At 71.7% G+C, this 24,392-nt stretch carries 19 protein-coding genes; 16 read left to right on the top strand and 3 right to left on the bottom strand.

What is annotated here, in order from left to right; genetic code table 11:
* From clpX to WEB03_RS05945, 6 genes are all read left to right on the top strand, one after another.
* Nucleotides 1-786, top strand: a 786-nt coding sequence (clpX, locus tag WEB03_RS05970) for an ATP-dependent protease ATP-binding subunit ClpX (RefSeq protein ID WP_368070037.1), incomplete at its 5' end; no start/stop codon positions are given.
* Nucleotides 783-1,691, top strand: coding sequence for a serine/threonine dehydratase (locus WEB03_RS05965; protein ID WP_368070039.1), 909 nt, complete (start codon nt 783-785; stop codon nt 1,689-1,691). The genes clpX and WEB03_RS05965, both read left to right, overlap by 4 nt.
* A 105-nt stretch (nt 1,692-1,796) precedes the next feature.
* Nucleotides 1,797-2,795: a DUF2157 domain-containing protein gene (locus WEB03_RS05960; protein ID WP_368070036.1), complete on the top strand. Its 999-nt coding sequence runs from the start codon at nt 1,797-1,799 to the stop codon at nt 2,793-2,795.
* Nucleotides 2,792-3,448, top strand: coding sequence for a hypothetical protein (locus WEB03_RS05955; RefSeq protein ID WP_368070035.1), 657 nt, complete (start codon nt 2,792-2,794; stop codon nt 3,446-3,448). Before WEB03_RS05960 ends, WEB03_RS05955 begins: the two co-directional genes overlap by 4 nt.
* 88 nt (nt 3,449-3,536) lie before the next feature.
* On the top strand, nt 3,537-6,200 hold the full coding sequence (locus WEB03_RS05950) for a valine--tRNA ligase (RefSeq protein WP_368070034.1): 2,664 nt from the start codon (nt 3,537-3,539) through the stop codon (nt 6,198-6,200).
* Nucleotides 6,197-7,723, top strand: a complete 1,527-nt coding sequence (locus WEB03_RS05945; protein ID WP_368070033.1) for a folylpolyglutamate synthase/dihydrofolate synthase family protein — start codon at nt 6,197-6,199, stop codon at nt 7,721-7,723. Before WEB03_RS05950 ends, WEB03_RS05945 begins: the two co-directional genes overlap by 4 nt.
* Before the next feature lie 26 nt (nt 7,724-7,749).
* Here the strand turns inward: WEB03_RS05945 and WEB03_RS05940 are convergent, their stop codons facing one another.
* Nucleotides 7,750-8,205 carry a hypothetical protein gene (locus tag WEB03_RS05940; RefSeq protein ID WP_368070032.1) on the bottom strand — a complete coding sequence of 152 codons (456 nt, stop codon included), beginning with the start codon at nt 8,203-8,205 and terminating at the stop codon, nt 7,750-7,752.
* A gap of 300 nt (nt 8,206-8,505) precedes the next feature.
* On the opposite strand from WEB03_RS05940, the gene ndk reads away from it, so the two are divergent.
* On the top strand, nt 8,506-8,919 hold the full coding sequence (gene ndk / locus WEB03_RS05935) for a nucleoside-diphosphate kinase (protein ID WP_368070031.1): 414 nt from the start codon (nt 8,506-8,508) through the stop codon (nt 8,917-8,919).
* A gap of 15 nt (nt 8,920-8,934) precedes the next feature.
* On the opposite strand, the gene WEB03_RS05930 is transcribed toward ndk, so the two are convergent.
* A complete protein-coding gene (locus WEB03_RS05930) occupies nt 8,935-11,925 on the bottom strand; it encodes an EAL domain-containing protein (protein ID WP_368070030.1) in 2,991 nt (996 codons plus the stop codon).
* 200 nt (nt 11,926-12,125) lie between these two features.
* On the opposite strand from WEB03_RS05930, the gene WEB03_RS05925 reads away from it, so the two are divergent.
* On the top strand, nt 12,126-12,614 hold the full coding sequence (locus WEB03_RS05925; RefSeq protein WP_368070029.1) for a JAB domain-containing protein: 489 nt from the start codon (nt 12,126-12,128) through the stop codon (nt 12,612-12,614).
* 12 nt (nt 12,615-12,626) lie between these two features.
* Here the strand turns inward: WEB03_RS05925 and WEB03_RS05920 are convergent, their stop codons facing one another.
* Nucleotides 12,627-13,028 (bottom strand): hypothetical protein, encoded by a 402-nt coding sequence (locus WEB03_RS05920; protein ID WP_368070028.1) that lies wholly within the window; start codon nt 13,026-13,028, stop codon nt 12,627-12,629.
* 363 nt (nt 13,029-13,391) lie between these two features.
* Between WEB03_RS05920 and WEB03_RS05915 the strand changes: the two genes are divergently transcribed.
* The 8 genes from WEB03_RS05915 to WEB03_RS05880 form a co-directional block, all read left to right on the top strand.
* Nucleotides 13,392-14,423, top strand: a complete 1,032-nt coding sequence (locus WEB03_RS05915) for a rod shape-determining protein (RefSeq protein ID WP_052670070.1) — start codon at nt 13,392-13,394, stop codon at nt 14,421-14,423.
* Nucleotides 14,423-15,427 carry a rod shape-determining protein MreC gene (gene mreC / locus WEB03_RS05910; RefSeq protein WP_368070027.1) on the top strand — a complete coding sequence of 335 codons (1,005 nt, stop codon included), beginning with the start codon at nt 14,423-14,425 and terminating at the stop codon, nt 15,425-15,427. The genes WEB03_RS05915 and mreC overlap by 1 nt, the downstream gene beginning before the upstream one ends.
* Nucleotides 15,424-15,939, top strand: coding sequence for a rod shape-determining protein MreD (gene mreD / locus WEB03_RS05905; RefSeq protein WP_368070026.1), 516 nt, complete (start codon nt 15,424-15,426; stop codon nt 15,937-15,939). The genes mreC and mreD overlap by 4 nt, the downstream gene beginning before the upstream one ends.
* A gap of 118 nt (nt 15,940-16,057) precedes the next feature.
* Complete coding sequence (gene mrdA, locus WEB03_RS05900; protein WP_368070025.1) at nt 16,058-18,094, top strand: penicillin-binding protein 2; 2,037 nt, start codon at nt 16,058-16,060, stop codon at nt 18,092-18,094.
* 78 nt (nt 18,095-18,172) lie between these two features.
* A complete protein-coding gene (rodA, locus tag WEB03_RS05895; RefSeq protein ID WP_368070024.1) occupies nt 18,173-19,351 on the top strand; it encodes a rod shape-determining protein RodA in 1,179 nt (392 codons plus the stop codon).
* A gap of 237 nt (nt 19,352-19,588) precedes the next feature.
* Nucleotides 19,589-21,568, top strand: coding sequence for a TIGR03960 family B12-binding radical SAM protein (locus WEB03_RS05890; RefSeq protein WP_368070038.1), 1,980 nt, complete (start codon nt 19,589-19,591; stop codon nt 21,566-21,568).
* 54 nt (nt 21,569-21,622) lie between these two features.
* Nucleotides 21,623-22,411 (top strand): TIGR03936 family radical SAM-associated protein, encoded by a 789-nt coding sequence (locus WEB03_RS05885; protein WP_368070023.1) that lies wholly within the window; start codon nt 21,623-21,625, stop codon nt 22,409-22,411.
* A 17-nt stretch (nt 22,412-22,428) separates the two neighbouring features.
* The coding region (locus WEB03_RS05880; RefSeq protein ID WP_368070022.1) for a ribonuclease E/G at nt 22,429-24,392 on the top strand (1,964 nt) is incomplete at its 3' end.

The raw sequence follows: 24,392 nt of genomic DNA, 5'->3' as shown, positions 1-24,392 counted from the left end.
ATCCAGGCCGCCGACTTCGACGTCAAGAAGGCCGAGACGGGCATCATCTACATCGACGAGGTCGACAAGATCGCCCGCAAGTCCGACAACCCGTCGATCACCCGGGACGTGTCGGGCGAAGGCGTCCAGCAGGCTTTGCTGAAGATCCTCGAGGGCACGGTCGCCTCGGTGCCGCCGCAGGGGGGCCGCAAGCACCCCCACCAGGAGTTCATCCAGATCGACACGGGCAACATCCTGTTCATCTGCGGTGGGGCGTTCGCCGGGCTCGAGAAGGTCATCGAGCAGCGGCAGGGTCGTCGCGGTGTCGGCTTCGGTGCCGAGGTGGCCGCCTCCCGGGACAAGGACCTCGCCGAGCTGCTCGCCGATGTCCTGCCCGAGGACCTGATCAAGTTCGGGCTCATCCCGGAGTTCATCGGCCGTCTGCCGATCGTCAGCTCGGTCGAGCCGCTCGACCGCGAGGCGCTGGTCGATATCCTCACCGGCCCGAAGAACGCTCTGACCCGGCAGTACATGCGGTTCTTCGAGTTCGATGGTGTCGAGCTCGAGTTCGAGCCCGACGCGCTCGAGGCGATCGCCGACCTCGCCATCCTGCGTCAGACCGGTGCCCGCGGGCTCCGCGCCATCCTCGAGGAGGTGCTGCTCAACACGATGTACGAGCTGCCCTCGCGCGAGGATGTCGCCACGTGCGTCATCACGGTCGAGACCGTGCGCGAGAAGGTCAACCCGACGCTCGTGCCGCACGGCACGCGCCGTGATCTGGACGAGCCGCAGGAACGGTCGGCCTGACCACGCTCGGGCCGGACGACGTCGCCGCGGCCGCCGATCGCATCGCCGGTCGCGTCCGACGCACGCCCCTGCTCGGCATCGAGGACGGGGCGTTCGGCGTGTCTGGCCGGCTCGCGCTGAAGCTCGATCTCCTGCAGCCCACCGGGTCCTTCAAGGTGCGGGGCGCCACCAACCTCCTCGCGGGGAGCCGCGTCCCCGACGCCGGCGTCGTGGCAGCCTCGGGCGGCAACTTCGGCCTGGCGGTGGCGTGGGCCGCCCGCGCCCTCGGCCACCGGGCGACGATCGTGGTGCCCGACAGTTCGCCCGCCTCGAAGCGTGACCCGCTCCGCGCGCTCGGCGCCGACCTCGAGGTGGTCCCGGGCGTCTACGCCGATGCCCTCGCCCGGGCCGACGCCCTCGTGGCGGACCGCGGGGCGCTACGTGCCCACGCGTACGACGACCCGCTGGTGGTCGCCGGGCAGGGCACGGCCGCGGCCGAGGTGCTCGCCGACCTGCCGGAGGTCGACACGGTGGTCGTCGCCGTCGGGGGAGGGGGGCTGCTCGCCGGGACCTGCGCCGCGCTGCCCGCTCACGTGCGGGTCATCGCCGTCGAGACCGACGGGTGCCCCACGCTGCACGCCGCGGTCGACGCCGGTGAGCCGGTCGACGTCGAGGTGGGCGGCCTGGCGGTGTCCGCGCTCGGAGCCCGGCGCATCGGCGACCACGCCTGGGCGGTCCGCGACCGCATCACCGCCGCGCTCACCGTCCCCGACGATGCCGTCGCCGATGCGCAGGCGCGCCTGTGGGACACCTGCCGGCTCCGCGCTGAACCAGCCGGCGCGACCGCGTTGGCAGCGCTCACGTCCGGGGCCTACCGCCCGGAGGACGGCGAGCGCGTCGCCATCTGGGTCTGCGGCGCGAACTGAGCAGGTGCGAGGACCCCCCAGGTGCGGGTGGGGGCGGTCCCGCCTGTCCCGTTCCGATCACGTGGTGGACGATGCTGTGTGGCCGCGAGCGACGAGGAGCCAGCCGTGAGCGTCGGGATCGAAGGACCGCTCGATGATCGCATCGCCGAGTGGCAGCGTGCGGGGCTGCTGACGGCCGACCAGGCGGCTGCCATCGCCGCTCACGAACGCGCGCGTCCCGGCGTCGACCCGCCACCGGATCCGGACCGACGTGGCCGCCGCGATCGGACGACGGCAGCCGAGGCGATCGGGTACGTCGGTGCCGCGCTCGTGCTCGGGGCCGTGGGGCTCTTCCTCGGCGAGCTGTGGGAGGAGCTCACCACCTGGGGGCAGCTGGCCCTGGCCGCGCTGGTCACCGTGCTGATGGCCGGCGCGAGTTGGCCGCTCCGGCGCTCGACCGCTCCGGCGATGCAGCGGCTGGTGTCGGTCCTGCACCTCGGCGTCGTCACCGGCACCGCGTGGTGTGCCTTCATCGTGGCCGAGGGGCCGCTCGGCTGGCGGGAGGAGGACCTGGCGCTCACGGTCGGGGTCGTGGCCGCCCTCACCGCCCTCCCGCTCTACCTCACGCGCCGCCGAGCGTTGCCCCAGCTGGTCCTCCTGGTCGCGCTCCTGACCCTGCTCGGCGCGATCGTCGCCCGACCGGACCTCGGTTCGGAGCCGTTCTGGTACGCGCTGCCGTTCGCCGCGCTCGGCGCGGTGTGGCTGCTCCTCGGCGAGGGCGGCTACCTGCCGCCGCGCCCGGTGGCCGTCACCTCGGGTGCGGTGCTGGCCCTCGTCGCCCTCCAGTGCGCCGCGTTCGGTGACCTGCGGGTCCTCGCGCTCGTGCTGGCCATCGCGGCCGCCGCGGCGCTGGTCGTGGCCGCCGTCGCCGGTGGCGGGTTGCACCACCTCGCCGTGGGCGCCGTCGGGTTGTTCGTGCTGGTCCCGCAGCTGGTCTTCGAGCTGTTCGGTGACGCGATCGGAGCGCCCGCCACCTTGCTGCTCGTCGGGATGCTCCTGGTGCTCCTGGCGGTCGGGCTCGGTCGTGCGAGACGTGAGGTCGTCACCCAGGGAGGTGCCTCGTGAGCACCCCGACGAGGTCCGAGGCGACGCAGCCGGTCGCGCTCGTGGCAGCCGCGGTGGTGGCCATCCTCGTCGTCGTCGCGGTGGTGCTCTTCGGCGTCGTGCGTCCGCCGCAGCTCGCACCCCTCGACGGCCTGAGCTTCACCGGCACGGTGGCCTACCTCGACTGGACCGATGAGGCGTGCGTGATCGTGGTGCGACCCGACGGTGATCGGGACGAGGCGTGGTGCGGCGACGACGGGGGTGAGCTGGTCGGGTGGACGGACGCCGGACTGCAGCTCCGCCGGTGGGCAGCCACCGACCGCGAACTGTTGACCATCGACCCGGACTCGGGGGAGGTGGTCCACCGCAGCGATGCCGATGGGGCCGACTTCCTCGATCCGCACCGTGGCCACGACCTGGCCGAGGTGCGCGACGGTGGGCAGCTCGAGGTCCGGGTGGATGGCCAGGTCCTGTGGACCACGGATGCCGACGAGCGGTACAGCATCCACGGGACGTGGCCGTCACCCGACGGCGCCTGGGTCGCGCTGCAGGACAGCGCCGACCGGCTCCTGCTCGTGCCCGCCGACGGATCCGCCGAACCGGTGGTCTGGACCGAGGACGTCGATGGGTACGCCACGATCGTGTGGCGCGACGTGTCGGCTCCCGACGCGTAGGCCGGGCGTCCACGGGCCGGGGCTACGCTCGGTGCTCGGCCGTGCCCCTGGTGCGGCGTCCCCCGTCCTCTGCCCGTGAGCGCCTGCGATGACCGAGCTGCCGAAGGCCTACGACCCCGCCGCGGTCGAACCCGATCTGTACGAGGACTGGCTGGCCGCCGGGCTGTTCTCCGCCGACCCCGACGACGAGGGCGAACCGTTCGCCATCGTCATCCCGCCGCCGAACGTCACCGGGGCGCTCCACATCGGGCACGCGCTGACCAACGCGATCGAGGACGCGATGGTCCGCCGGGCGCGGATGCAGGGCAAGAACGCGGTCTGGATCCCCGGGATGGACCACGCCGGCATCGCGACCCAGAACGTGGTCGAGAAGCAGCTCGCCGCCGAGGGCACCGACCGGCACGAGCTCGGTCGCGAGGCCTTCGTCGAGCGGGTCTGGGAGTGGAAGGAGGAGTCCGGCGGCCGCATCCTCGACCAGCTGCGCAAGCTCGGCTCCTCCCTCGACTGGGACCGCGAGGCTTTCACCTTCGACGAGCCGCGGTCCCGCGCCGTCCGTGAGGTGTTCGTGTCCCTGCACGAGCAGGGGCTGATCTACCGCGGCAACCGGCTGATCAACTGGTGCCCGCGCTGCCACACCGCGCTGTCCGACATCGAGGTCGACCACAGCGACGACGTCGGTGAGCTCGCCCGCTTCCGCTACCCGTTCGCCGATGACCCTGACGGCGGCATCGAGGTGGCGACGACCCGGGCCGAGACGATGCTCGGCGACACCGCCATCGCCGTGCACCCGGACGACGAGCGGTACGCCGACGTCGTGGGCCGCGAGGTCCGCCACCCCTTCCAGGACCGCACGTTCCGGGTCATCGCCGACGACTACGTCGACCCCGAGTTCGGCTCCGGAGCGGTCAAGATCACCCCGGCTCACGACCCGAACGACCACGCCATCGCGCTGCGCCACGACCTCGAGGTCATCGACATCCTGGCCGAGGACGCGACGCTCACCGACGTCGTGGGCGAGCGGTTCGCCGGGCTCGACCGCTTCGAGGCGCGGCGTCAGGTGAAGGAGGAGCTCGACGCGCTCGGCCTGCTGCTCGGGGTCGACAGCCACGAGCACTCCGTCGGTCACTGCTCGCGCTGCGACACCGTCGTCGAACCGCGCCTGTCGGACCAGTGGTTCGTCGAGGTGCGACCGCTCGCGGACAAGGCGGCCCAGGCCGTCCGCGACGGTCGGACGCGCCTGGTCCCCGACCGCTTCACCAAGAGCTTCCTCGACTGGCTCGACGGCCTGCACGACTGGACCATCTCGCGCCAGATCTGGTGGGGCCACCGCATCCCGGCCTGGTACTGCCCCGACGGTCACATCACGGTCACGCGTGAGGACGCCCCGACCGCCTGCACCGAGTGCGGGCAGGGCGGGCTGGTGCAGGACGAGGACGTCCTCGACACCTGGTTCAGCTCGCAACTGTGGCCGTTCACGGTGTTCGGGTGGGAGAAGCCGGGCGACACCACCCCCGAGCTCGAGACCTGGTACCCGACCGCCGTGCTCGAGACCGGGTACGACATCAACACCTTCTGGGTGTCGCGGATGCTGATGATCGGACTGTGGTTCCTCGACGAGGTGCCGTTCCGCGTCATCTACAACCACGGGATGGTCCGCGACCAGTACGGCAAGAAGATGTCCAAGAGCTTCGGCAACGTCATCGACCCGCTCGAGTTCATCGACGAGTTCGGGGCGGACGCGCTGCGGTTCGCGCTGTTCCAGCACTCGTCCCCGGGTACCGACGTGCCGCTCGCCCCCGAGTGGGTCGAGGGCGCCAAGCGGTTCACCAACAAGCTGTGGAACATCGTCGGGTTCGGGCTGCGTGTCCTCGACGACGCCCGCCCCGGTGCCCTCCCGCCACGCGAGCAGCTCGCCCTCGAGGACCGCTGGATCCTGTCGACCCTCGAGCGCACGCGCGCGCAGGCCGAGGATGCGTACGCCACCTGGGACTACGCCCGCATCTCTGGCGCGCTCTACCACCTCGCCTGGGACGAGTTGGCCGACTGGTACCTCGAGGCGGTCAAGCCCCGCGTCTACGGCGACGACCCCGACACGAAGGCGACCGCCCAGGCTGTCCTCGCGCGCGTGCTCGACGACCTGCTCCGGCTCCTGCACCCGATGATCCCGTTCGTGACCGAGCAGCTGTGGCGCGCGCTCACCGGCGCGGCGGGCGGCCCGGAGTCGCTCATGGTCGCCCCGTACCCGACCGGTCGGCCGGACGATCTCGACGAGGACGCGGAGGCCGGTTTCGCCGCGATCCGTGACCTCGTGACCGAGGTTCGACGCTTCCGGTCGCAGAACGGCGTGGCGCCCTCCGCCCGCTTCGAGCTCACCGTCACCTCGTCGGCGCGCGGTGTGCTCGAGGGCCACCGCACGCTCGTGACGTCCCTGGCTGGCCTGTCGGACGTCACCTTCGTCGACGCGCTCGAGGACCGGCCCGGTACCTCCACCATCGTGCTCGACGGTGGGCAGGCGCAGGTCGAACTCGCGGGGCTCATCGACGTGGATGCCGAGCTCGCGCGCATCGACAAGGAGCTCGCCCGCGCGGAGGGCGACCTGCGCGGTGTCGAGGGCAAGCTCGGCAACGCCAACTTCGTCGACAAGGCCCCCGCCGAGGTGGTCCAGCAGCAGCGCGACCGCCAGGTCGAGCTCACGCGCACCATCGAGGAGCTCACCGCCCAGCGTGGTGCGCTCGCCGATCTCACCTCGTGAGCGACGACGACGACGCGGCCGTCGCGGCCCTCTCCGCCCGTGGGCCGGGGCGGATGCTGCCCGACCTCGATCGGATCACGGCGCTGCTCGACGTGCTCGGCAGCCCCCAGTTGGCCTACCCGACGGTCCACGTCACGGGTACCAACGGCAAGGGCTCGATCGTGCGGATGGTCGGCGCGCTCTGCAGCGCGGCCGGGCTGTCGGCCGGCACCTACACCTCGCCGCACCTGCAGTCCGTGCGGGAACGGCTCTCCCTGGCGGGCCGACCGATCGGGACGGCGCGCTTCGCCGAGCTGCACGCCGAGGTCGACGCCCTCGCCCGGCTGATCGACGACCAGCGTGACGACCGCGTGACCTACTTCGAGCTGCTGACCGCCATGGCCTTCGCCTGGTTCGCCGACGTGCCCGTCGATGTCGGCGTGATCGAGGTGGGCATGGGGGGCCGCTGGGACGCGACCAACCTCGTGCGGGGTGACGTCGCCGTGCTCGGCGAGGTCGACGTCGATCACCCACAGCTCGGGGGGACGCCCGCCGAGGTCGCCAGCGAGAAGGTCGGGATCATCAAGCCGGGCAGCATCGTGGTCAACGCCGAGCAGACCGGTGAGGTCCAGGCGCTGGTCGAGGCCGCCGTCGCCGACAACGACGCGACGCTGGTGCAGTTCGGTCGCGACGTCACCGTGGTCGACCGGCGGGTCGCCATCGGTGGGCAGCTGGTGTCCCTGCGCGTGGGGGACCGGGTCATCGATGAGATCCTGCTGCCCCTCCACGGCGCCCACCAGGCCCGCAACGCCGCGCTCGCGCTCGGCGCGTTCTCGGCGCTCACCGGGGCGGCGTTCGACGAGATGGATGACGACGTCGTGCGTCACGGCCTCGAAGCGGCACAGGTTCCCGGCCGGCTCGAGGTGGTTCACCGCGACCCGACCGTCCTGCTCGACGGCGCGCACAACCCTCACGGTGCCCGCGCGGCGGCGCTGGCGCTGGCCGAAGCGTTCGAGTTCCGCGAGCTGGTGCTGGTCGCCGGCTGCCTCGATGACAAGGACGTGACCGGCATCCTGCGCGAGCTGCGGGACGTCGCCAGCCACGTGATCCTCACCACCTCGCCGTCACCTCGGGCGGCGCCGCTGGAACGCATCACGGCCGTTGCCGAGGAGCTGTGGCGTGACCGGAACGTCGTGGTGGACGCGGTCGCCTCCCTCGACGACGCGCTCACGCGGGCCGAGTCGCTGGCCGGGGAGGGCGACGGCATCCTGGTCGCCGGCTCCCTGACCACCGTCGGCGCGGCACGTGACCGCTACCTGCCGCTGGCCGACGACGACGGTGACCACGTCGTGATCGCCCCCGACGACGAGGACGAACTCGACGAGGACGACGTGGCGGAGGCCGCGGAGCTGCTGGCCGACGAGACCCAGTTCGCCTCGGCGCTCGAGGCCCTCCTCGAGGACGATCCGGACGCCGACCAGTACGAGCCCGACGACGTCAGCGACGGCGAACACGATCCGCCCGGCGACGACGACGATCGCTGAGTCGGACCGTTCTGCCTCCGCTCCCGTCAGGCCTCGGGGAGCTCGGCCAGGTCGGCGAGGTCCTTGGGCCGTCCAGCTGCGGCCTTGTTCCGACGCAGGTCAGCGAGCGAGACGACGGGGACATCGATCCCGTCGATCCTCGCCACGACGGCGCGTCCGCGAGCTGTTGCGAAATCGAGGCCCGACACGGAGGTCAGCACCTCGAGCCGCAGGGGAGGTAGGCCCATCCGCACGATCCGGTCGGGAGACAGGAAGATCTCCGGGGTCACCTCACCGTCGTCGAAGCCGAACTCACGGAGGACGGCGACGAGGCGCTCGGCGTTGACCGGGTCCACGGCCACCCAGATGTCCAGGTCCTGGGTGGCGCGTGGGTAGCCGTGGATCGCGACGGCGTAGCCGCCGACGAGCAGGTGCTCAACCCCGTGGGAGCCGAGCAACCTCAAGAACTCGCTGAAGTCGTCCGGCAGCTGCATCGTCGCCATAGTTGGTCCTACGCAGCTCGTCGAGGTGGCGCAGCCGATCCCGGGGGGTGAGCGCGTGCCAGTACTCGCGATCACGGCGGTCCGCCTCGGCGAAGTCGTCGAGGACGGTCAGCGTGCGTCGGATGCGTCGATGTTCCACGTTCCGCAGGCTACAGCCGTCCGCCGCCGGTGGCCTGGATGCAGGTCGTGGCGGACGACGACGTCGATGAGGACCGGTAGCGTTCGTCGCTCGCCGGTGACACGTCCGTCGACGTCCGCCTGCTCCCACCTCACGCCTCACCGACACGTCGGAGTTCCACCGTGGCCGCACAGCAGACCCTCATCCTCGTCAAGCCCGACGGCGTCGCCCGCGGGCTCGTCGGCGAGGTCCTCGCCCGCATCGAGCGCAAGGGCTTGCGCATCGAGGCCCTCGAGATGCGCACCCTCGAGCGCACCGTCGCCGAGGAGCACTACGCCGAGCACACCGACAAGCCCTTCTTCGGCGAACTGGTGGACTTCATCACCGGTGGTCCGCTGGTGGCGATGTGCGTCTCCGGCGACGACGCCATCGCGGGGATGCGCACCCTCATGGGCGCGACCAACCCCATCGAGGCGACCCCCGGCTCGATCCGCGGTGACTTCGCCACCCTGATCGGCGAGAACATCGTCCACGGCTCCGACTCACCGGAGTCCGCTCACCGCGAGCTCGGCCTCTTCTTCCCCGGCCGCTTCTGACCCTGCAGGCTGCGCTCAACCGTCCTCGTGCGTCGGAGCGCAGCGCAGGTCGCGACCGAGGGTCCGCGATCCCATCACCTCGACCAGGGCGCGCGCTTCGGCGAGGGTCGTGCTCTCCGCGTCCCCGTAGAGCTCGAGCAGGAGCCCCGTCCCGTCGGTGTTGCGCCACGGCACGGCGATGACGAAGCGCACGCCGTACTCGGTGAGGACCGCGCGTTCCTGGGGGTCGGTGGCCGCGTCGTCGACGTGGACGCTGAAGCCGGTGCCGTCCCGCAGGGCGGCCACCGTCGCGGGGTAGTCCGCGAGCTCGTAGACCTCGTCGGCGAGCAGCGAGGACAGCTGCGGGTTCGGGCGCCGCCGCCGGAGGTGGAGGCTGCGCACGTGCAGGGTTCGCCCGTCCGGTGCGACCTCGGACAGCGTCCACCGGTTGAGGTCGAGCAGGCTGACCGCCGCGTCCCCGAGGGCCTCGAGCCGCTCGACCGGCGGGCCGATCTCGCAGCTCGCGCGCCACCGCTGGAGGGCTGGGGTCGCGGACGTGCCCGCACCGCGGGCCTGGTGACGTCGCGTCCGGCGGTTGGACGACGGCGTCACCGCCTCGGCATCGGGGATCTGGCTGTCGGGACCGACCGCGACGAGCGGTGCCCCGGTCCGCTTGGCGAGGTACTGGGCGGCGTCGGCACGGCGGAGCAGTTCGCTGACCGGTGCGGAACCCGGACGGATCGCGGCGAAGCCGGCGGACAGGCGGGGTTGGGGTGGCGGTCCGTCGGCGAGCCGCACGCGTACCCGGTTCAGCAGGTCCTCGACGCCGTGGGTGCCGAGCACCGCGATGCAGAACTCGTCGCCACCGAGGCGGGCCGGCCAGGCTCCGGAGCGGGTCATCGCCACGCGTGAGAGCACGTCGGCGACCCGCACCAGCAGCGCGTCGCCCTCAGGGTGGCCCCACTCGTCGTTGACGTCCTTCAGCCCGTCGACGTCGAGCATCAGCAGGCCCACCTCGATGTCCCCGGCCCCGCCCTCCTCGAGCAGTTCGTGCAGGCGCCGCTCGAGCACGCGTCGGTTCGGGATGCGGGTCAGTGGGTCCTCATCAGCGAACCGCGTCAGGCGCTCCACGTGCTGGGTGCGGGAGACGGCGAGCGAGATGACGCCGGCGACCGCCGACAGGAACGGCACGTCGGCGCTGGTGAAGGGTGGCGCCCCGACGCCGGTGGTCGCGTAAACCTCGCCCCAGGCCGCTCCGCCGACGACGATCGGGACCGCGACGCTGGAGCCCTTGCCCAGCCGACGGAGCAGCTCGGACTCCGCCGCGTCCGCTTCGCCGTCGGCGGTCGCCAACCAGTGCACGACCCCGTCGAGCAGCCGCGACGCGCCCTGGGGGTACTCGTCGAGCAGGTAGGTCTCATCGGTCGGTCGGCGTTCCTCCCACTCGGCGAGCTCGCCGACGTTCACCAGCGTGCGCAGGTGCCCGTGCTCCGGCTCGAACCGGGAGATGGACAGCGATGCGGCGCCGATCGCCGACCGTGCCTCCTCGGCGGTCACCTCGAGCACGTCCGTGAGCGATCCGGGGGTGCCGATCGCGCGTGTCAGGGCCGTGAGCGATCGCAGCCGCCGTCCGGAGTCGCCACGGGACCGCAGGCGCCGTTCGATGGCGGTGAGCTCGTCGAGGGGGGCGGGGCTGGTGGTTGCCCGGTGCCACCAGTCGGCGACCCGGCGCGCCGTGGCCCCATCGAGGTCGGCGCCGAGCTCACGCAGGCAGGTGTCGAGGTCGGCGCCATCGCGGCGCGCCCCCGCGAGGTGCCACGCGGCGGCTGCTGACCTGGCCGCACCCGGGTGTTCGCCGAGCTGGGGGGGTGCCACGAGCGCCGCGGCGAGCTCGGCGGATGCGTGCAGCCCCGATGCCGGGTCGATGACCCCCGGTAGACGTTCGGTCGCGTCGCCGATGCTGGCCAGCAGGGCGGTCACGTCGGCTCCGCGTCGATCGAGGCCAGCCTGCTCCGCCAGCCAGATCGCGAGCTCCATCGCATCAGCCCGGCGCGTCCCGGCTTCGGGGTCACCGGTCGCGAGGACGATCGCCGCCGAGGTGGCCAGGTCGACCGTCCCGGGGGCGAGGTGGACGCGCCCCGCGTCAGGGGTGCCGTCCTCGAGCACGTGGACGGGGGTGAAGGCCACCTCGTCGGCTGGCGCTGGCCGTCCGTAGAGGTAGCCCTGCCCGAACTCGCACCCCCACGCCGTCAACGTGCGTGCCTGGCTCGGCTGCTCGATCCCCTCGGCGACGATGCGGAGGCCGAGCGAGCGTCCGAGGCCGATGGCTGCCTGCACCACCGCGGCCCGGCCCCGCGGTGGCTCGTCGAGGTCGCCGACCGACGCGACGAACGATCGGTCGAGCTTGATGGAGCGGGCGGGTGTGGCCGCGAGCACCTCCAGCGAGGCGAAGCCGGTCCCGAAGTCGTCGACGGCCAGCTCGACCCCGATCCCCGCCAACGCGAGGAGGACCGCTTCGGCGCGGCCGTCACCCTCGAACGCGGCGGTCTCGGTGATCTCGAGCACCAGGGCTGAGGCGGGGAGCGAGGCCAGGGCGAGCGTGCGTCCCACCGTGTCGATGAAGCGATCGTCGCGGAGCTGCAGCGGCGAGACGTTCACGTGGATCTGCAGGTCCGCGGTGGCCGCACGTTGACGCCAGCGGCGCACCTCCACGCAGGCGCGGCCGAGGACGTCGAGACCGAGCGGCACGATCAGACCCGAACGCTCCGCGACCGCGATGATGTCGACGGCGCTCCCGAGGCGCGGGTCGCGGCAGGTGGGGATGCGGACCAGCGCTTCGACGGCGACCGTCTCCCCGTCGGGCAGGGTGACGATGGGCTGGTAGACGGGCGCGACCTCGCGGGCCGCGATGGCCTCGGCGAGGATCCCCGCCTCGTCGTCGGCGGGGCGTGGCCCGCTCTGCCAGCGCGCTAGCGCGTCGTCGACGAGGCCACGGAGCGGTGCCGGGACGTCGCCACCGCTTCCCACGCCTGCTCCGCCCGACTCGTGCTCCCACGGGGACCGCAGCCTAGGCACTGGCGGAGTGCGGTGTCCCGCCTCCGGCGTCCCGGCTCGACCGGGGCGGATCGGCGTCGTCCACAGCACCGCAGCTGCCGGAGTGGAGCGGCGAGCCTCGACGCGGCAACCTCGACGGGGTCCGGGGGCGGACACGACCGACGAGGTCCGACGTGACCACCACCTGGCTCGAGGGTCCGACGACCGGATCGCTGCGGCTCGACCCACCCGGTCGATGCGCCGCGTGCGACCGCGTCGTGTACCGCCCCGGCGCGGACGACCGCGTCGAGGTCACCTCCCCGGAGACCGCTGCGCACCTGCTCGTCCCGTACGTCGGGGGTTCCGATCGTGAGCGGTGCGTCGCGGCGCTGGTCGACACCAAACACCGTGTCCTCGAGGTGGTGGTCGTCAGCGTCGGATCGCTCGATCACACGTTCATGGCGCCACGCGAGGTCTTCCGCGACGCGCTGCTCGCGAACGCCGCGGCGCTGGTGCTCGCCCACAACCACCCGAGCGGCGATCCGACCCCGTCACGCGACGACGAGCTCCTGACCCGGCGCCTGACCCGGGCCGGGGAGCTGGTCGGCGTCGACCTGCTCGACCACCTCGTGGTCGGAGGCGACCGGTGGGTGAGCCTCGCCCGCCGTGGGCTGGTCGGCTGACGATCCGTTCGCTCAACGCGGGCGGCCAGCGGTCGCCGCCTCGATGGCCGCAACGAGCCCCTCGGGATCGGCCACGGTGAGCGTCAACCCCGGGTGGACCCGGCGCCCGCCGAACAGGCCCGCGACCGGCTCGTGGAAGCGGATGCACGTCCCCGCACGCGTCGCGGTCCCGAACGTCACGCCGCGGTCGGCGAGCGACAGGCGGGGGCCGATCACCCGGAACCAGCGGTAGGGCCCGGACACCGACACGTCGCGGACGTTGCTCCACGGCGTGGTCACCTGGAACGGGCCGAAGCGGGCGCTCAGCCCCACCTCGTTGCACTCGACCACGGCGCTCGGTGGATCGGTGAACGCGGACGGCAGCAGCTGCGACCAGGGTCGCTCGTGGGCGAAGGGGAACCGTTCGGAGGTCACGGTGTGGCTCGAAGGTCGAAGGGGAGGAGGCTCGCTGGGCACGGTAGGCACGGCCGAGGCTCGCGCCACCCGCCCTCCGGCCGGTGCGACGAACGGGTCCTCGGAGAAGTTCCCGGGATCACCCCGTGCGGCCGGGGTCCGGACGCCGGGGAGGATCGGCGACGCCCCATCGAGCCAGGCGAGGTAGCCTCTCCGCACGTTCGCACGGGTGTGTGGTGCTGCGGTCCTGCCGGGTCGGCGCCTCCCGCACGGTGCTCCCCGTACTTCGGTCTCCGCGCCACGTTCGACGCGGCACCCCCAGCGGCGTAGCTTCACCTCCCTCGCCCGGCTTCTTCACTCGGTAGGTCCCTCGTGGCTGCGAACATCGGTAACACCTTCCAGTTCCTCGGTCGCGACATGGCCGTCGACCTCGGTACCGCCAACACGCTCGTGTACGTGCGTGGGCGGGGCATCGTCCTCAACGAGCCCTCGGTGGTCGCCATCAACACCAAGAACGGTGCCATCCTGGCCGTCGGTGCTGAGGCCAAGCGCATGATCGGCCGCACCCCGGGTCACATCATGGCGATCCGACCGCTGAAGGACGGCGTCATCGCCGACTTCGACGTCACCGAGAAGATGCTGCGCTACTTCATCCAGGCGGTGCACAAGCGGCGCTTCCTGGCCAAGCCGCGCGTCGTGGTCTGCGTCCCGTCCGGCATCACCGGCGTCGAACAGCGCGCCGTCGAGGAGGCCACGATCCAGGCCGGCGCCCGCGCCGCCTACATCATCGAGGAGCCGATGGCCGCCGCCATCGGGTCCGGTCTGCCCGTGCACGAACCGGCCGGCAACATGGTCGTCGACATCGGTGGCGGGACCACCGAGGTCGCGGTCATCTCGCTCGGCGGCATCGTGACCAGCCAGTCGATCCGCATCGGTGGTGACGAGCTCGACGACGCGATCATCTCCTACATCAAGAAGGAGTACTCGCTCATGCTGGGCGAGCGCACCTCCGAGGAGATCAAGATGGCGATCGGGTCGGCCTTCCCGCTGCCCGACGAACCGCACGCCGAGATCCGTGGTCGAGACCTCGTGTCCGGGCTGCCGAAGACGATCATCGTCTCGGCCGAGGAGGTCCGCAAGGCCATCGAGGAGCCGGTCAACGCCATCATCGACGCGGTCAAGAACACCCTCGACAAGACCCCGCCGGAGCTCGCCGCCGACATCATGGACAAGGGCATCGTGCTGACCGGTGGTGGTGGTCTCCTCAAGGGCCTCGACGAGCGGCTCAAGCACGAGACCGGCATGCCGATCCACATCACCGAGAACCCGCTGTCCTCGGTCGCGATCGGGTCCGGCAAGTGCCTCGAGGAGTTCGAGGCCCTCAAGAAGGTGCTCATCTCGAGCTCACGTCACTGATGTACCAGCGTCGCAAGGCGCGCGTCCTCCTCGTCGTCCTGATCATCACCGCGCTGGTCCTCATCACCGTCGACTTCCGCAGCGGTGGCGGGGACGGCCCGCTCGACCGGTTGCGGGGCGCCGTCACCGCCGTCGCGCGCCCGATCCAGGACGGCATCGCCACGCTCGTGCGTCCGCTCGGGGACGCGGTCGGCGGGGTGACCGACATCTTCTCGGTCCGCGCCGACAACGAGCGGCTGCGTGTCCGGCTCGAGACCCTCGAGCAGCGCACCCGGTCGGCACTCGACCTCGAGCGGGAGAACTCCGAGCTGCGCCAGCTGCTCGAGATCCGGGACCGGGCCGAGCTCGTGACGGTGGGTGCCCGCACCGTCGCGCTCGGCGCCAGCGATTTCGAGTGGACCATCACCATCGACGCCGGCACGGACGCCGGCATCGAGCGGGGGATGCCGGTCATCAACGGTGACGGGCTCGTCGGACGCGTGGTCCAGGCCACCCCGAACGCGTCCCGGGTCCTGCTGACCATCGATCCGACCTTCTTCGCGGCCGTCCGGACCTCCACGACGGGGGAGACCGGCACCATCCAGGGACGTGGCGGCGAGCCGCTGGTCTTCGCCGTGACCGACCCGGCAGCGGAGCTCGAGGTCGGCCAGGAGCTGGTCACCTCCGCCTACAGCAACGGCCAGTACCCCGAGGGCATCCCGATCGGGACCATCGCCGACGTCGGGGAGTCGACGACCGCGCTCACGCGGGACGTGACGGTCCGTCCGTTCGTGGACTTCACCCGTCTGCACGAGGTCCTGGTCATCATCGACGCTCCGATCCAGCCGCTCCCGCCCTTCCGCGACAGCGACGACCTCGACGTGCGGGTGCCGGACGTCGAACCCTTCGTCGACATCGACGACCTGCAACGTCAGGTCGAGGAGGAGGCTGAAGCCGAACGCGAGGCGGACGAAGAGACTGACGCTGAGGTCGAGGGTGAGGGTTCACCCGAGGACGACCCGTGATCGTGCGCACGGCGGCGACCGGGCTGCTGCTGGTCACGGCCGTCGTCATCCAGACCGCGTTGTTCCCCGCGCTCGGGCTCGGCGGTTTCCGCCCGAACCTGCTGCTGCTCGTCGTGCTCGGCGTGGCCCTCCGCGACGGCGCGCTGCCGGGGCTGCGCGTCGGGTTCGCTGCCGGGCTGCTGACCGACCTGCTGACCACCCAGGCGCCGGTCGGGCTCGCGGTCCTCGTGCTGACGGGGATCGGCTACACCGTCGGCGTCGCCCGCCCCTACCTCGCGCCGGGTTCGGTCACCGCCCCGCTGCTGCTGGCCTTCGTGTCCGGGCTGCTCGGCACGGCCGGCTACGGCGTGCTGTCGGCGCTGCTCGGCGAGTCTCGCGTGACCTTCCAGCTGCTGGTCCAGGCGTCGCTCGGCGTCGCGGTCTTCAACACCCTGCTCGCACCGGTGGTGCTCGGGCTCGTGCGGCGGCTCTCCGATCGGTTCCCCATCGAGAGCTCGACCGCCCTCTCCTGAAGGCCGCCGTCCTCCCGCTGGTACCGTCGCGCGCGGATCCGCGAGCCGCCCCGGCGTGCGATGACTCGCCGAACCCCACCCTGCCCGTCCGCGCCCGAACCCCCGCGGGGTACCGAACTTGGCGACGAACGATCCCACGAACAACGCGCTGCGGCTGACCGTGCTCACGGTGGTCATCATCGGGCTGTTCCTCGCGCTGTTCTCGCGCCTGTGGTTCCTGCAGATCCTGGCGGGGGACCGGTACTCGTTGGCCGCCGAGGAGAACCGTGTCCGCACGGTGGTCACCGAAGCGCCGCGCGGTCGCATCCTCGACGCGGGCGGAGCTGAGCTGGTCGGGAACCGGCCGGCGCTGACGATCTCGGCCGATCGACAGCAGCTGCTCGACGGCAACGGGGACCCCATCGACGAGGACGCGGCTCGCGTGCTCGAGCGCCTCTCGCAGCTGCTGCGGCTCGACCAGGACGAGATCGTCGAACGGCTGATCTCGCGCCGCTACAGCACCTTCCGGCCCATCCCGATCGCCATCGACGTCGCGCCCGAGATCGTCTACGCCGTCCGCGAACAGCAGGAGCTGTTCCCGGGGGTGGTCGCCGAGACCCTGCCGGTCCGCACCTACGCGCAGGGGCAGATGGCCGCGCACCTGGTCGGCTACCTCGGCGAGATCTCGGAGACCGAGCTCGAGGAGGAACCGTTCGTCGGCGAGTACCGACCGGGTGAGTTCATCGGACGCGGCGGGCTCGAGCAGGTCTACGAGGCCGACCTGCGCGGCGACGCGGGCGACCGGCGGCTCGAGGTCAACCGGTCCAACCGGGTGGTCGGCGTGCTGCAGGACCGAGACCCCGTCCCCGGCGGTGACCTGGTCACCTCGCTCGACCTCGACCTCCAGCAGGCCACCGAGCAGATCCTCGCCGAGGGGATCATCAGCAGCCGGCAGAACACCCACACCGGGTCGGGCCGCAACCTGCCGTCCACGGGCGGTTCCGCGGTCGTGCTCGACCCACGCGACGGGTCGGTGCTGGCCATGGCGTCGTTCCCGAGCTTCGACCCCCGCGAGTTCGTCGGCGGCGTCAGCCAGCGGTACTGGGACGAGGTGACCAGCCGGGAGAACGAGTTCCCGCTCCTCAACCGCGTCATCCAGTCGGCCCACCCCCCGGGGTCGGTGTTCAAGACGGTGACCGGGGCGACGTTCATGGAGGCGGGCCGCATCGGGCCCCAGGGCACGATCAACTGCTCCCCGGCCTACGAGGTCGGCGGGATCACCTTCCGCAACTGGAACCGCGGAGTGGACGAAGGGCCGATGAACCTCTCCACGGCCCTGATGCGCTCGTGCGACACCTACTTCTACGAGCTCGCCTACGACCAGTGGCGCGTCGAGCAGAACCAGGGCGACGACGTCCAGGAGATGCTGCCGATCGTGGCCGAACGGTTCGGCTTCGGGCGCACGCTCGGCATCGATCTGCCCTCCGAGCGCGCCGGTGTCATCCCGTCGCGCGCGTGGCGGCAGGAGTACTGGCTCAACGCCCGCGAGACCTACTGCCGGCTCGCCGAGGAGCTGCCCCCCGGCTACGGCCGCGACGTCAACGCCGACCTGTGCGTGTCGGGCGGGAACTGGCGCGGTGGTGATGCGATCAACAGCGCCATCGGTCAGGGCGACGTGCAGACGACCCCGCTCCAGATCGCGGCCTCGTACGCGGCCATCGCCAACGGCGGGACCCTCTACCAGCCGCAGATCGGCGAGCGCGTCGTCGGTCCGGACGGGACGACGCTGCGCGAGATCGAGCCCACGGTGCTCGATGAGCTCGGGCTCGACGCCGCCGAGCTCGGCGCCCTCCAGGACGGGCTCCGCCGCGTGGTGATGGCGGACCGGGGGACGGCCCTCGGGGCGTTCACGCGGGGCACGCCGTTCCCGCTCGACCGCATCCCCGTGGCCGGCAAGACGGGCACCGCCGAGCTCAAGCCGCTGGTCCCGTTCGCCTGGTTCGCGGCCTACGCGCCGGCCGACGATCCCGAGATGGTCGTCGTGGTCAACGTCGAGCAGGGCGGTGGCGGGTCGCAGACCGCCGCGCCCATCGCGCGCAACATCATGGAGCACTACTTCGGCATCACCGACGCCGAGGACGCCGAGTTCATCGAGGGTGACCGCATCCTCGACTGAGCGGCGGCGGCCGAGTGAGTCCGGAGGACGAGGGCGCCGGTCTCGGAGTTCGAACTGAGGACGGTGAGGAGGTGACACGTGGAGATCGGGTACGGGCAGGACCGCGCCGAGCGGATGCAACGCGAGCGTGTCGCCTCGCGCTGGCAGGAGGCGTACGCCCCCATCAAGCACCTCGATCCGGTGCTGGTCCTCACCGCCCTCGCGTTGGCGGGCGTGGGGCTCCTGGCGATCTACTCCGCCAAGGTCCAGACCCTCAGCGAGCAGGGTCTGTCGTCGATGTTCTACGTGTCGCGGCAGCTGCTGGGTCTGGTGCTCGGCATCGTCGCCATGGTCGTGGCGGCCATCGTCGACTACCGCCACCTGCGGACCTACTCCGCCGTCGGGTTCGTCGGCTCGCTGGTCCTGCTCGCGCTCGTCCTGACCCCGCTCGGGACGTCAGCCGGGGGGGCATCGCGGTGGATCATGGTGGTCGGCTTCCAGCTCCAGCCCTCCGAGCTCGCCAAGATCGCGGTGCTGATCGCGATCGCGGCGGTCCTCCACGAGCGCAAGGGTGAACCCGGGCTGCCCACGGTCGCGGTGTGCCTCGTCATCACCGCGGTCCCGGTCGGGCTCGTGTTCCTCCAGCCCGACCTCGGCACGTCGATCGTCTTCATCTGGCTCTGCGCCGTGCTGTTCCTGGTCGGTGGGGTGCAGGGCCGCTACCTCGCCGGGCTCGGCGTCGTCGGGTTGGCGGCCGTGGTCGCGATCTTCCGGGCGGACGTCATCAAGGACTACCAGTTCGAGCGGTTGACCTCGTTCCTGAACGCCAGCGATCCCGCGCTCGCCCAGGGGCCGGCGTTCCAGACGCGCCAGTCGATGATCGCGATCGGGTCGGGGCAGTTCGGCGGTAAGGGGTTGTTCGAGGGGACCCAGACGTCGTTGTCCTACGTGCCCGAGAACCACACCGACTTCATCTTCACCGTCATCGGCGAGGAGTTCGGGTTCGTGGGAGCGGTCGCGGTCCTCGGCCTCTTCCTGGTCCTGATCTGGCGGGGCCTGCGCATCGCGATCATCGCCAAGGACCTGTTCGGCACCTTGCTGGCCGCCGGCGTCATCGCGATGCTGACCCTGCAGGTCTTCGTCAACGTCGGGATGACCATCGGGATCATGCCGGTGACGGGGATCCCGCTGCCGTTCGTCAGCTACGGGGGCACCTCGCTGATCGTCTGGTTCGCGATCGTCGGGCTGCTGCTGAACGTGCACATGCGACGGTTCTGAGGCCGGAGCGGCCCGGAGCGGGTCGGGGCCCGGGCGCTACCCTCGCGACACCGAGCGTCGCGCCACGCGCGCCCCGCGCGTGGAACGCGCCGCTCGCCGTCCCGGACCGCGCTCGTGGTCCGTTCGCCCCACCGTCAGGAGCCAGCCGTGCTCGGCGCAGCGCCGACCATCGCCGCCCCCCCTCTGCCGTCCCGCGGCCAGCGGGCCGCCTACCGACGCCCGGGGACCGCCGCCTCGGTGCCCGACTCGGTCTGGGACGCGCTCGAGCCGCTCCTGCCCGAGGTGACCAAGCCGGCGCAGTACGCCGGTGTCGAGCACAACCAGGTCCGCAGCGAGTGGGGGGCCGCGGACACCCGCTGGCTGCTGTGCTACCCGGACACCTACGAGGTGGGACAGCCCAACCAGGGCCTCCAGATCCTCTACGAGATCCTCAACGAGCGTCCGACCGCGCTGGCCGAACGCGCCTACGCGCCGTGGATCGACCTCGAGGAGCGGATGCGCGAAGGCCGCATCCCGACCTTCTCGCTCGAGCACCACCGACCGCTGTGGGCCTTCGACGTCTTCGCCGTGTCGCTCCCGCACGAGCTCGGGCACACCAACCTCCTCAACCTGCTCGACCTCGGCGGTGTGCCGATCCGCAGCGCCGACCGGACCACCGAGGACCCCATCGTCCTCGTCGGCGGGCACGCGGCCTTCAACCCCGAACCGCTCGCGCCGTTCGTGGATGCCGTGGTCGCCGGCGACGGCGAGGAGGTCACCCTCGAGATCGACGCCGTCGTGCGCCGTTGGAAGCTCGCCGTCGTCGACGGCAGCGCGGACCCTGACGACCGCCACCAGCTGCTGCTCCGCCTCGCGGCGGTCGAGGGCGTCTACGTCCCCGCGTTCTACGAGGCGCGGTACGCCGACGACGGTCGGCTCCTGCGGACCGTCGCGGTCGAGCCGGGCGTGCCGGCGATCGTCCCGAAGCGGACGGTCCAGGACCTCGAACAGTGGCAGTACCCGCGCAAGCAGATCGTGCCGCTCACCGAGACCGTGCACGAACGCTTCAGCGTCGAGATCTTCCGCGGCTGCACCCGTGGCTGCCGCTTCTGCCAGGCCGGGATGATCACCCGACCCGTCCGCGAACGGCTCCCCGAGACCGTCCAGAAGATGGTCGAGGAGGGCGTCAAGGACACCGGCTTCGAGGAGGTGGGTCTCCTCAGCCTCTCGAGCGCCGACCACTCCGGCATCGGCCAGATCGTCCGCGACCTCGCCGACGAGTACGAGGGCACCACCACCTCGCTGTCGCTGCCGTCGACCCGCGTCGACGCCTTCAACGTCACGCTGTCGAACGAGCTCGCCCGCAACGGTCGCCGGTCGGGGCTGACCTTCGCGCCCGAGGCCGGCAGCGAGCGGATGCGGGCCGTCATCAACAAGATGGTCTCCGAGGAGGACATGCTCCGCACGGCCGAGATCGCCTTCTCGCAGGGCTGGCGCCACTGCAAGCTCTACTTCATGGTCGGTCTGCCGACCGAGCAGGACGAGGACGTGCTCGCCATCGCCGACCTCGCCATCAAGGTCTGGGAGGTGGCGCGCAAGCACGGCCGCGCCAACAAGGTCACGATCTCGGTGGGGGGGTTCGTCCCGAAGCCCCACACCCCCTTCCAGTGGGCGCCGCAGGACAGCCCGCAGGAGATCCGTCGCAAGCTCGCGCTCATCCGGCAGGCGATCAGCAAGGTCAACAACTTGAAGCTCCGCACCAACGACCCGGAGGAGGGGGTCATCGAGGGGCTGCTGTCCCGCGGTGACCGTCGGGTCGCGGCTGCGGTGGAACGTGCGTGGCGCCTCGGCGCGAAGTTCGACGGCTGGCACGAGATCGACACCCTGCCGATGTGGACCCGGGCCATGGAGGAGACCGGCGTCGACCTCGCTTGGTACACGGCCCGCGAGCGCGACGAGAACGAAGCCCTGCCGTGGGACCACCTCGACTCGGGTCTCGACAAGGCCTGGTTGTGGCAGGACTGGGAGGCCGCGAGCTCCGACGACGTGGTCGAGGACTGCCGCTGGACCGCCTGCTACGACTGCGGTGTGTGCCCCGGCCTGTCGCTCGTCCACGACACCGGCTACGACGGCGGGACCAACCTCCCCGACGGCCGGGTGGCGCTGCCCGTGCTGCCGACCGGCCTCGGCGGCGCGCCCGACCTGCCGACGCAGGCCGAACGTTACGTGGGCGGCTGACGCCGTCCCATCGGCTAGACACGACACCCAGAGTTCGAGGGATCAGGAGGTCCGGTGCAGCGGTACCGCATCCGGTGGACCAAGGTGGGTCGCGTGCGCTTCGTCTCGGCGCGCGACCTCTCCTCGGTCTGGGAGCGGGCGTTGCGTCGTGCGGACCTGCCGATCGCCTACTCCGAGGGCTTCAGCCCCCACGCGAAGGTGTCCTTCCCCGACGCGCTGCCGGTCGGCGTCAGCTCGACCGGTGAGTACGCGGAGCTGACCTTCGCCGCCCCGATCGTCCCTGCCCGGGACCTCGGGGCCCTGTCCGCCACCCTCCCCGAGGGCATGGACATCACGACCTACCTCGAGGTGGAGGGCGGCGCGCCGAAGCTCGCGCGCATGCTCCGGGCCACCCTCTGGGAGCTCGAGTGGCCGGCCGTCGATGCTGACGAGCTGACCGACGTGCTCTCCACCCGCGGCCGCCAGCTACTCGACGCCGAGCACGCCGAGGTGATCCGCCACCGTCCCGACGGTGACCGGGTCGTCGACGTGCGTCCGGCGCTGCTGACGCTCGCCGCAGCCACCAGATCAGGCCCCTCAGGGGCAGCGCCCACCGGTCCCGGTGGAGCGCGCACCGTCCTCCGAGCGGTGCTCCGCAACGACGGCCCCACCGTGCGACCCACCGACCTGTTGACGGCCCTGGCGACGGATGTCGCCTCGGGGACCGTCCGCGAGCCCGACGTGGCCCCGCCCGTCATCACCACGCGCATCGCGCAGGGTGAGACGGTCGACGGCGGCCTGCGGGAGGCGCTGTCGGGGGAGATCGCACCGCTGGTTCTCGACGTCGACGCGGAGGCCGCGTGACCTAGCGAGTCCGACACGTGACTGACCACAACGACCCTGACCCGACCACCTCACAGGAGCCCAGCAGCCCGGACGATCGCCGCCGCACGACCTCCTCGGACGAGGGGGGCGGTCGCACCCGTACGCGCCGTCGCGGTGGACGCGAGCGCGGGGGTTCGCGCGATGACGGCGGCTCCGCCGCATCCGAGGGCTCCACGTCCGAGCCGACCGAGGCGTCGGACGGTGACGCGGGCGCCGACGACGGTGGCGAGGGCGGCGGGAAGCGTCGCCGCCGCGGTCGTCGCGGGCGAGGCCGCGGGCGCGGGGGCTCCGGCAGCGGGCGGTCCGACGGCGACCGCGCCGAGACACCCGCGGAGGACACCCCCGAGGGTGGGGGCCGCGCCGACAGCGGTGGCTCCGACGGTGAGAAGCGTGACCGCTCCGGCGGTGACCGCTCGGGTGGTGGACGCGACCGCTCGGGTGGTGGACGCGACCGCTCCGGGGTCGACGAGGACCGCGAGACCAGCGACGCCGACCGGGACGTGGCCGCCGCCATCGCCAAGGGTGGCACCCGCGTGGCCGCCAAGGGTCGCGGGCGTCGTGACGGTGGCAGCGGCGGGGGTCGAGGTCGCGGACAGCGGCCCGGCGGGGTCCCCGAGGAGGTGCGCCGCGCGATCCTCGAGGGTCCGCCCCGCACCATGGTCGTGACGGGTCACGACGACCGCACACAGATCGCGGTCCTCGAGGACCGGACCGTCGTCGAGCACTACGTGACCCGCAAGAAGGACGTCACGTTCGTCGGCAACATCTACATGGCGCGCGTCCAGAACGTGCTCCCGGGGATGGAGGCGGCGTTCCTCGACATCGGCAAGGGGCGCAACGGCGTCCTGTACGCCGGCGAGGTGCTCTACGACGAGCTCGACCTCGAGGAGGGCGCCGACCAGCGCATCGAGAACGCGCTGAAGCCGGGCCAGAAGGTGCTCGTCCAGGTCACCAAGGACCCGATGGGATCGAAGGGCCCGCGCCTGACGATGCACCTGTCGCTCGCGGGCCGCTTCAGCGTCCTCGCACCGGACTCGGACCTGTTCGGGATCTCGCGGAAGCTGACCGACAAGGAACGTGACCGGCTGCGTCGGATCGTCAAGAACGTCAAGCCCGACCACCACGGCGTCATCGTGCGCACCGCGGCGGAGAACGCGTCCGAGGAGCAGCTGACCGCCGACCTCGAGCGGCTGCTCGCCAAGTGGGCGAAGGTCGAGGAGGCCGTCGCGGATGCCAAGGCCATGTCGGCGGTGTACGAGGAACCGCCGCTCGTGGTCAAGGTGATCCGTGACAACTTCGGACCCGAGTTCGAGCGCTGCATCGTCGACGACGAGGACCTGTTCCACCAGGTCCGCGGCTACCTCGACGAGGTGGCACCGGAGCTGACCGCGAAGGTCGAGCTGTACGGGCAACCGACGGCGGACGCCCGAGCGCGTGCCGCGGGGGCACCGAGCGTCGAGGAAGCGGCCGCCGACCCCGCCACGGCCGACGAAGGCGAGGTCGTCCCCGCCGCAGCGGACACCGGCAGGAGCGAGGAGGCCGGCTCCACCCCCGACGCCCCCGACGCCGCCGCCGACGCGCCGGACGCTCCGGAGGTCGCTGAGGGTGACGACGCGACGCCGAAGCCAGCGCCCGTCGAAGGCGCCGAGGACGGCGATGCGACCGCGGTCCCGACCGTGGTGGACATCGAGGCGGCGCGCGAACGGCGCGACAAGCTCCCCCGGCTGTTCGACGCCTACGACGTCACCGACCAGCTCCGCAAAGCCACGAGCCGCAAGGTCTGGCTGCCGTCGGGCGGCTACCTCATCATCGAGTCGACCGAGGCCATGAAGGTCATCGACGTCAACTCGGGCAAGTTCACCGGCAACGGCGACATGAACCTCGAGGAGGTGGTGCTGCGCACCAACCTCGAGGCGGCCGACGAGATCGTGCGCCAGCTGCGCCTGCGGGACATGGGCGG

It is taken from the genome of Nitriliruptor sp. (assembly GCF_040882075.1).
GTDB lineage: Bacteria > Actinomycetota > Nitriliruptoria > Nitriliruptorales > Nitriliruptoraceae > Nitriliruptor.
Note: the sequence above shows the minus strand (reverse complement) of the source record. Positions and strands in the feature narration are given on the sequence as shown.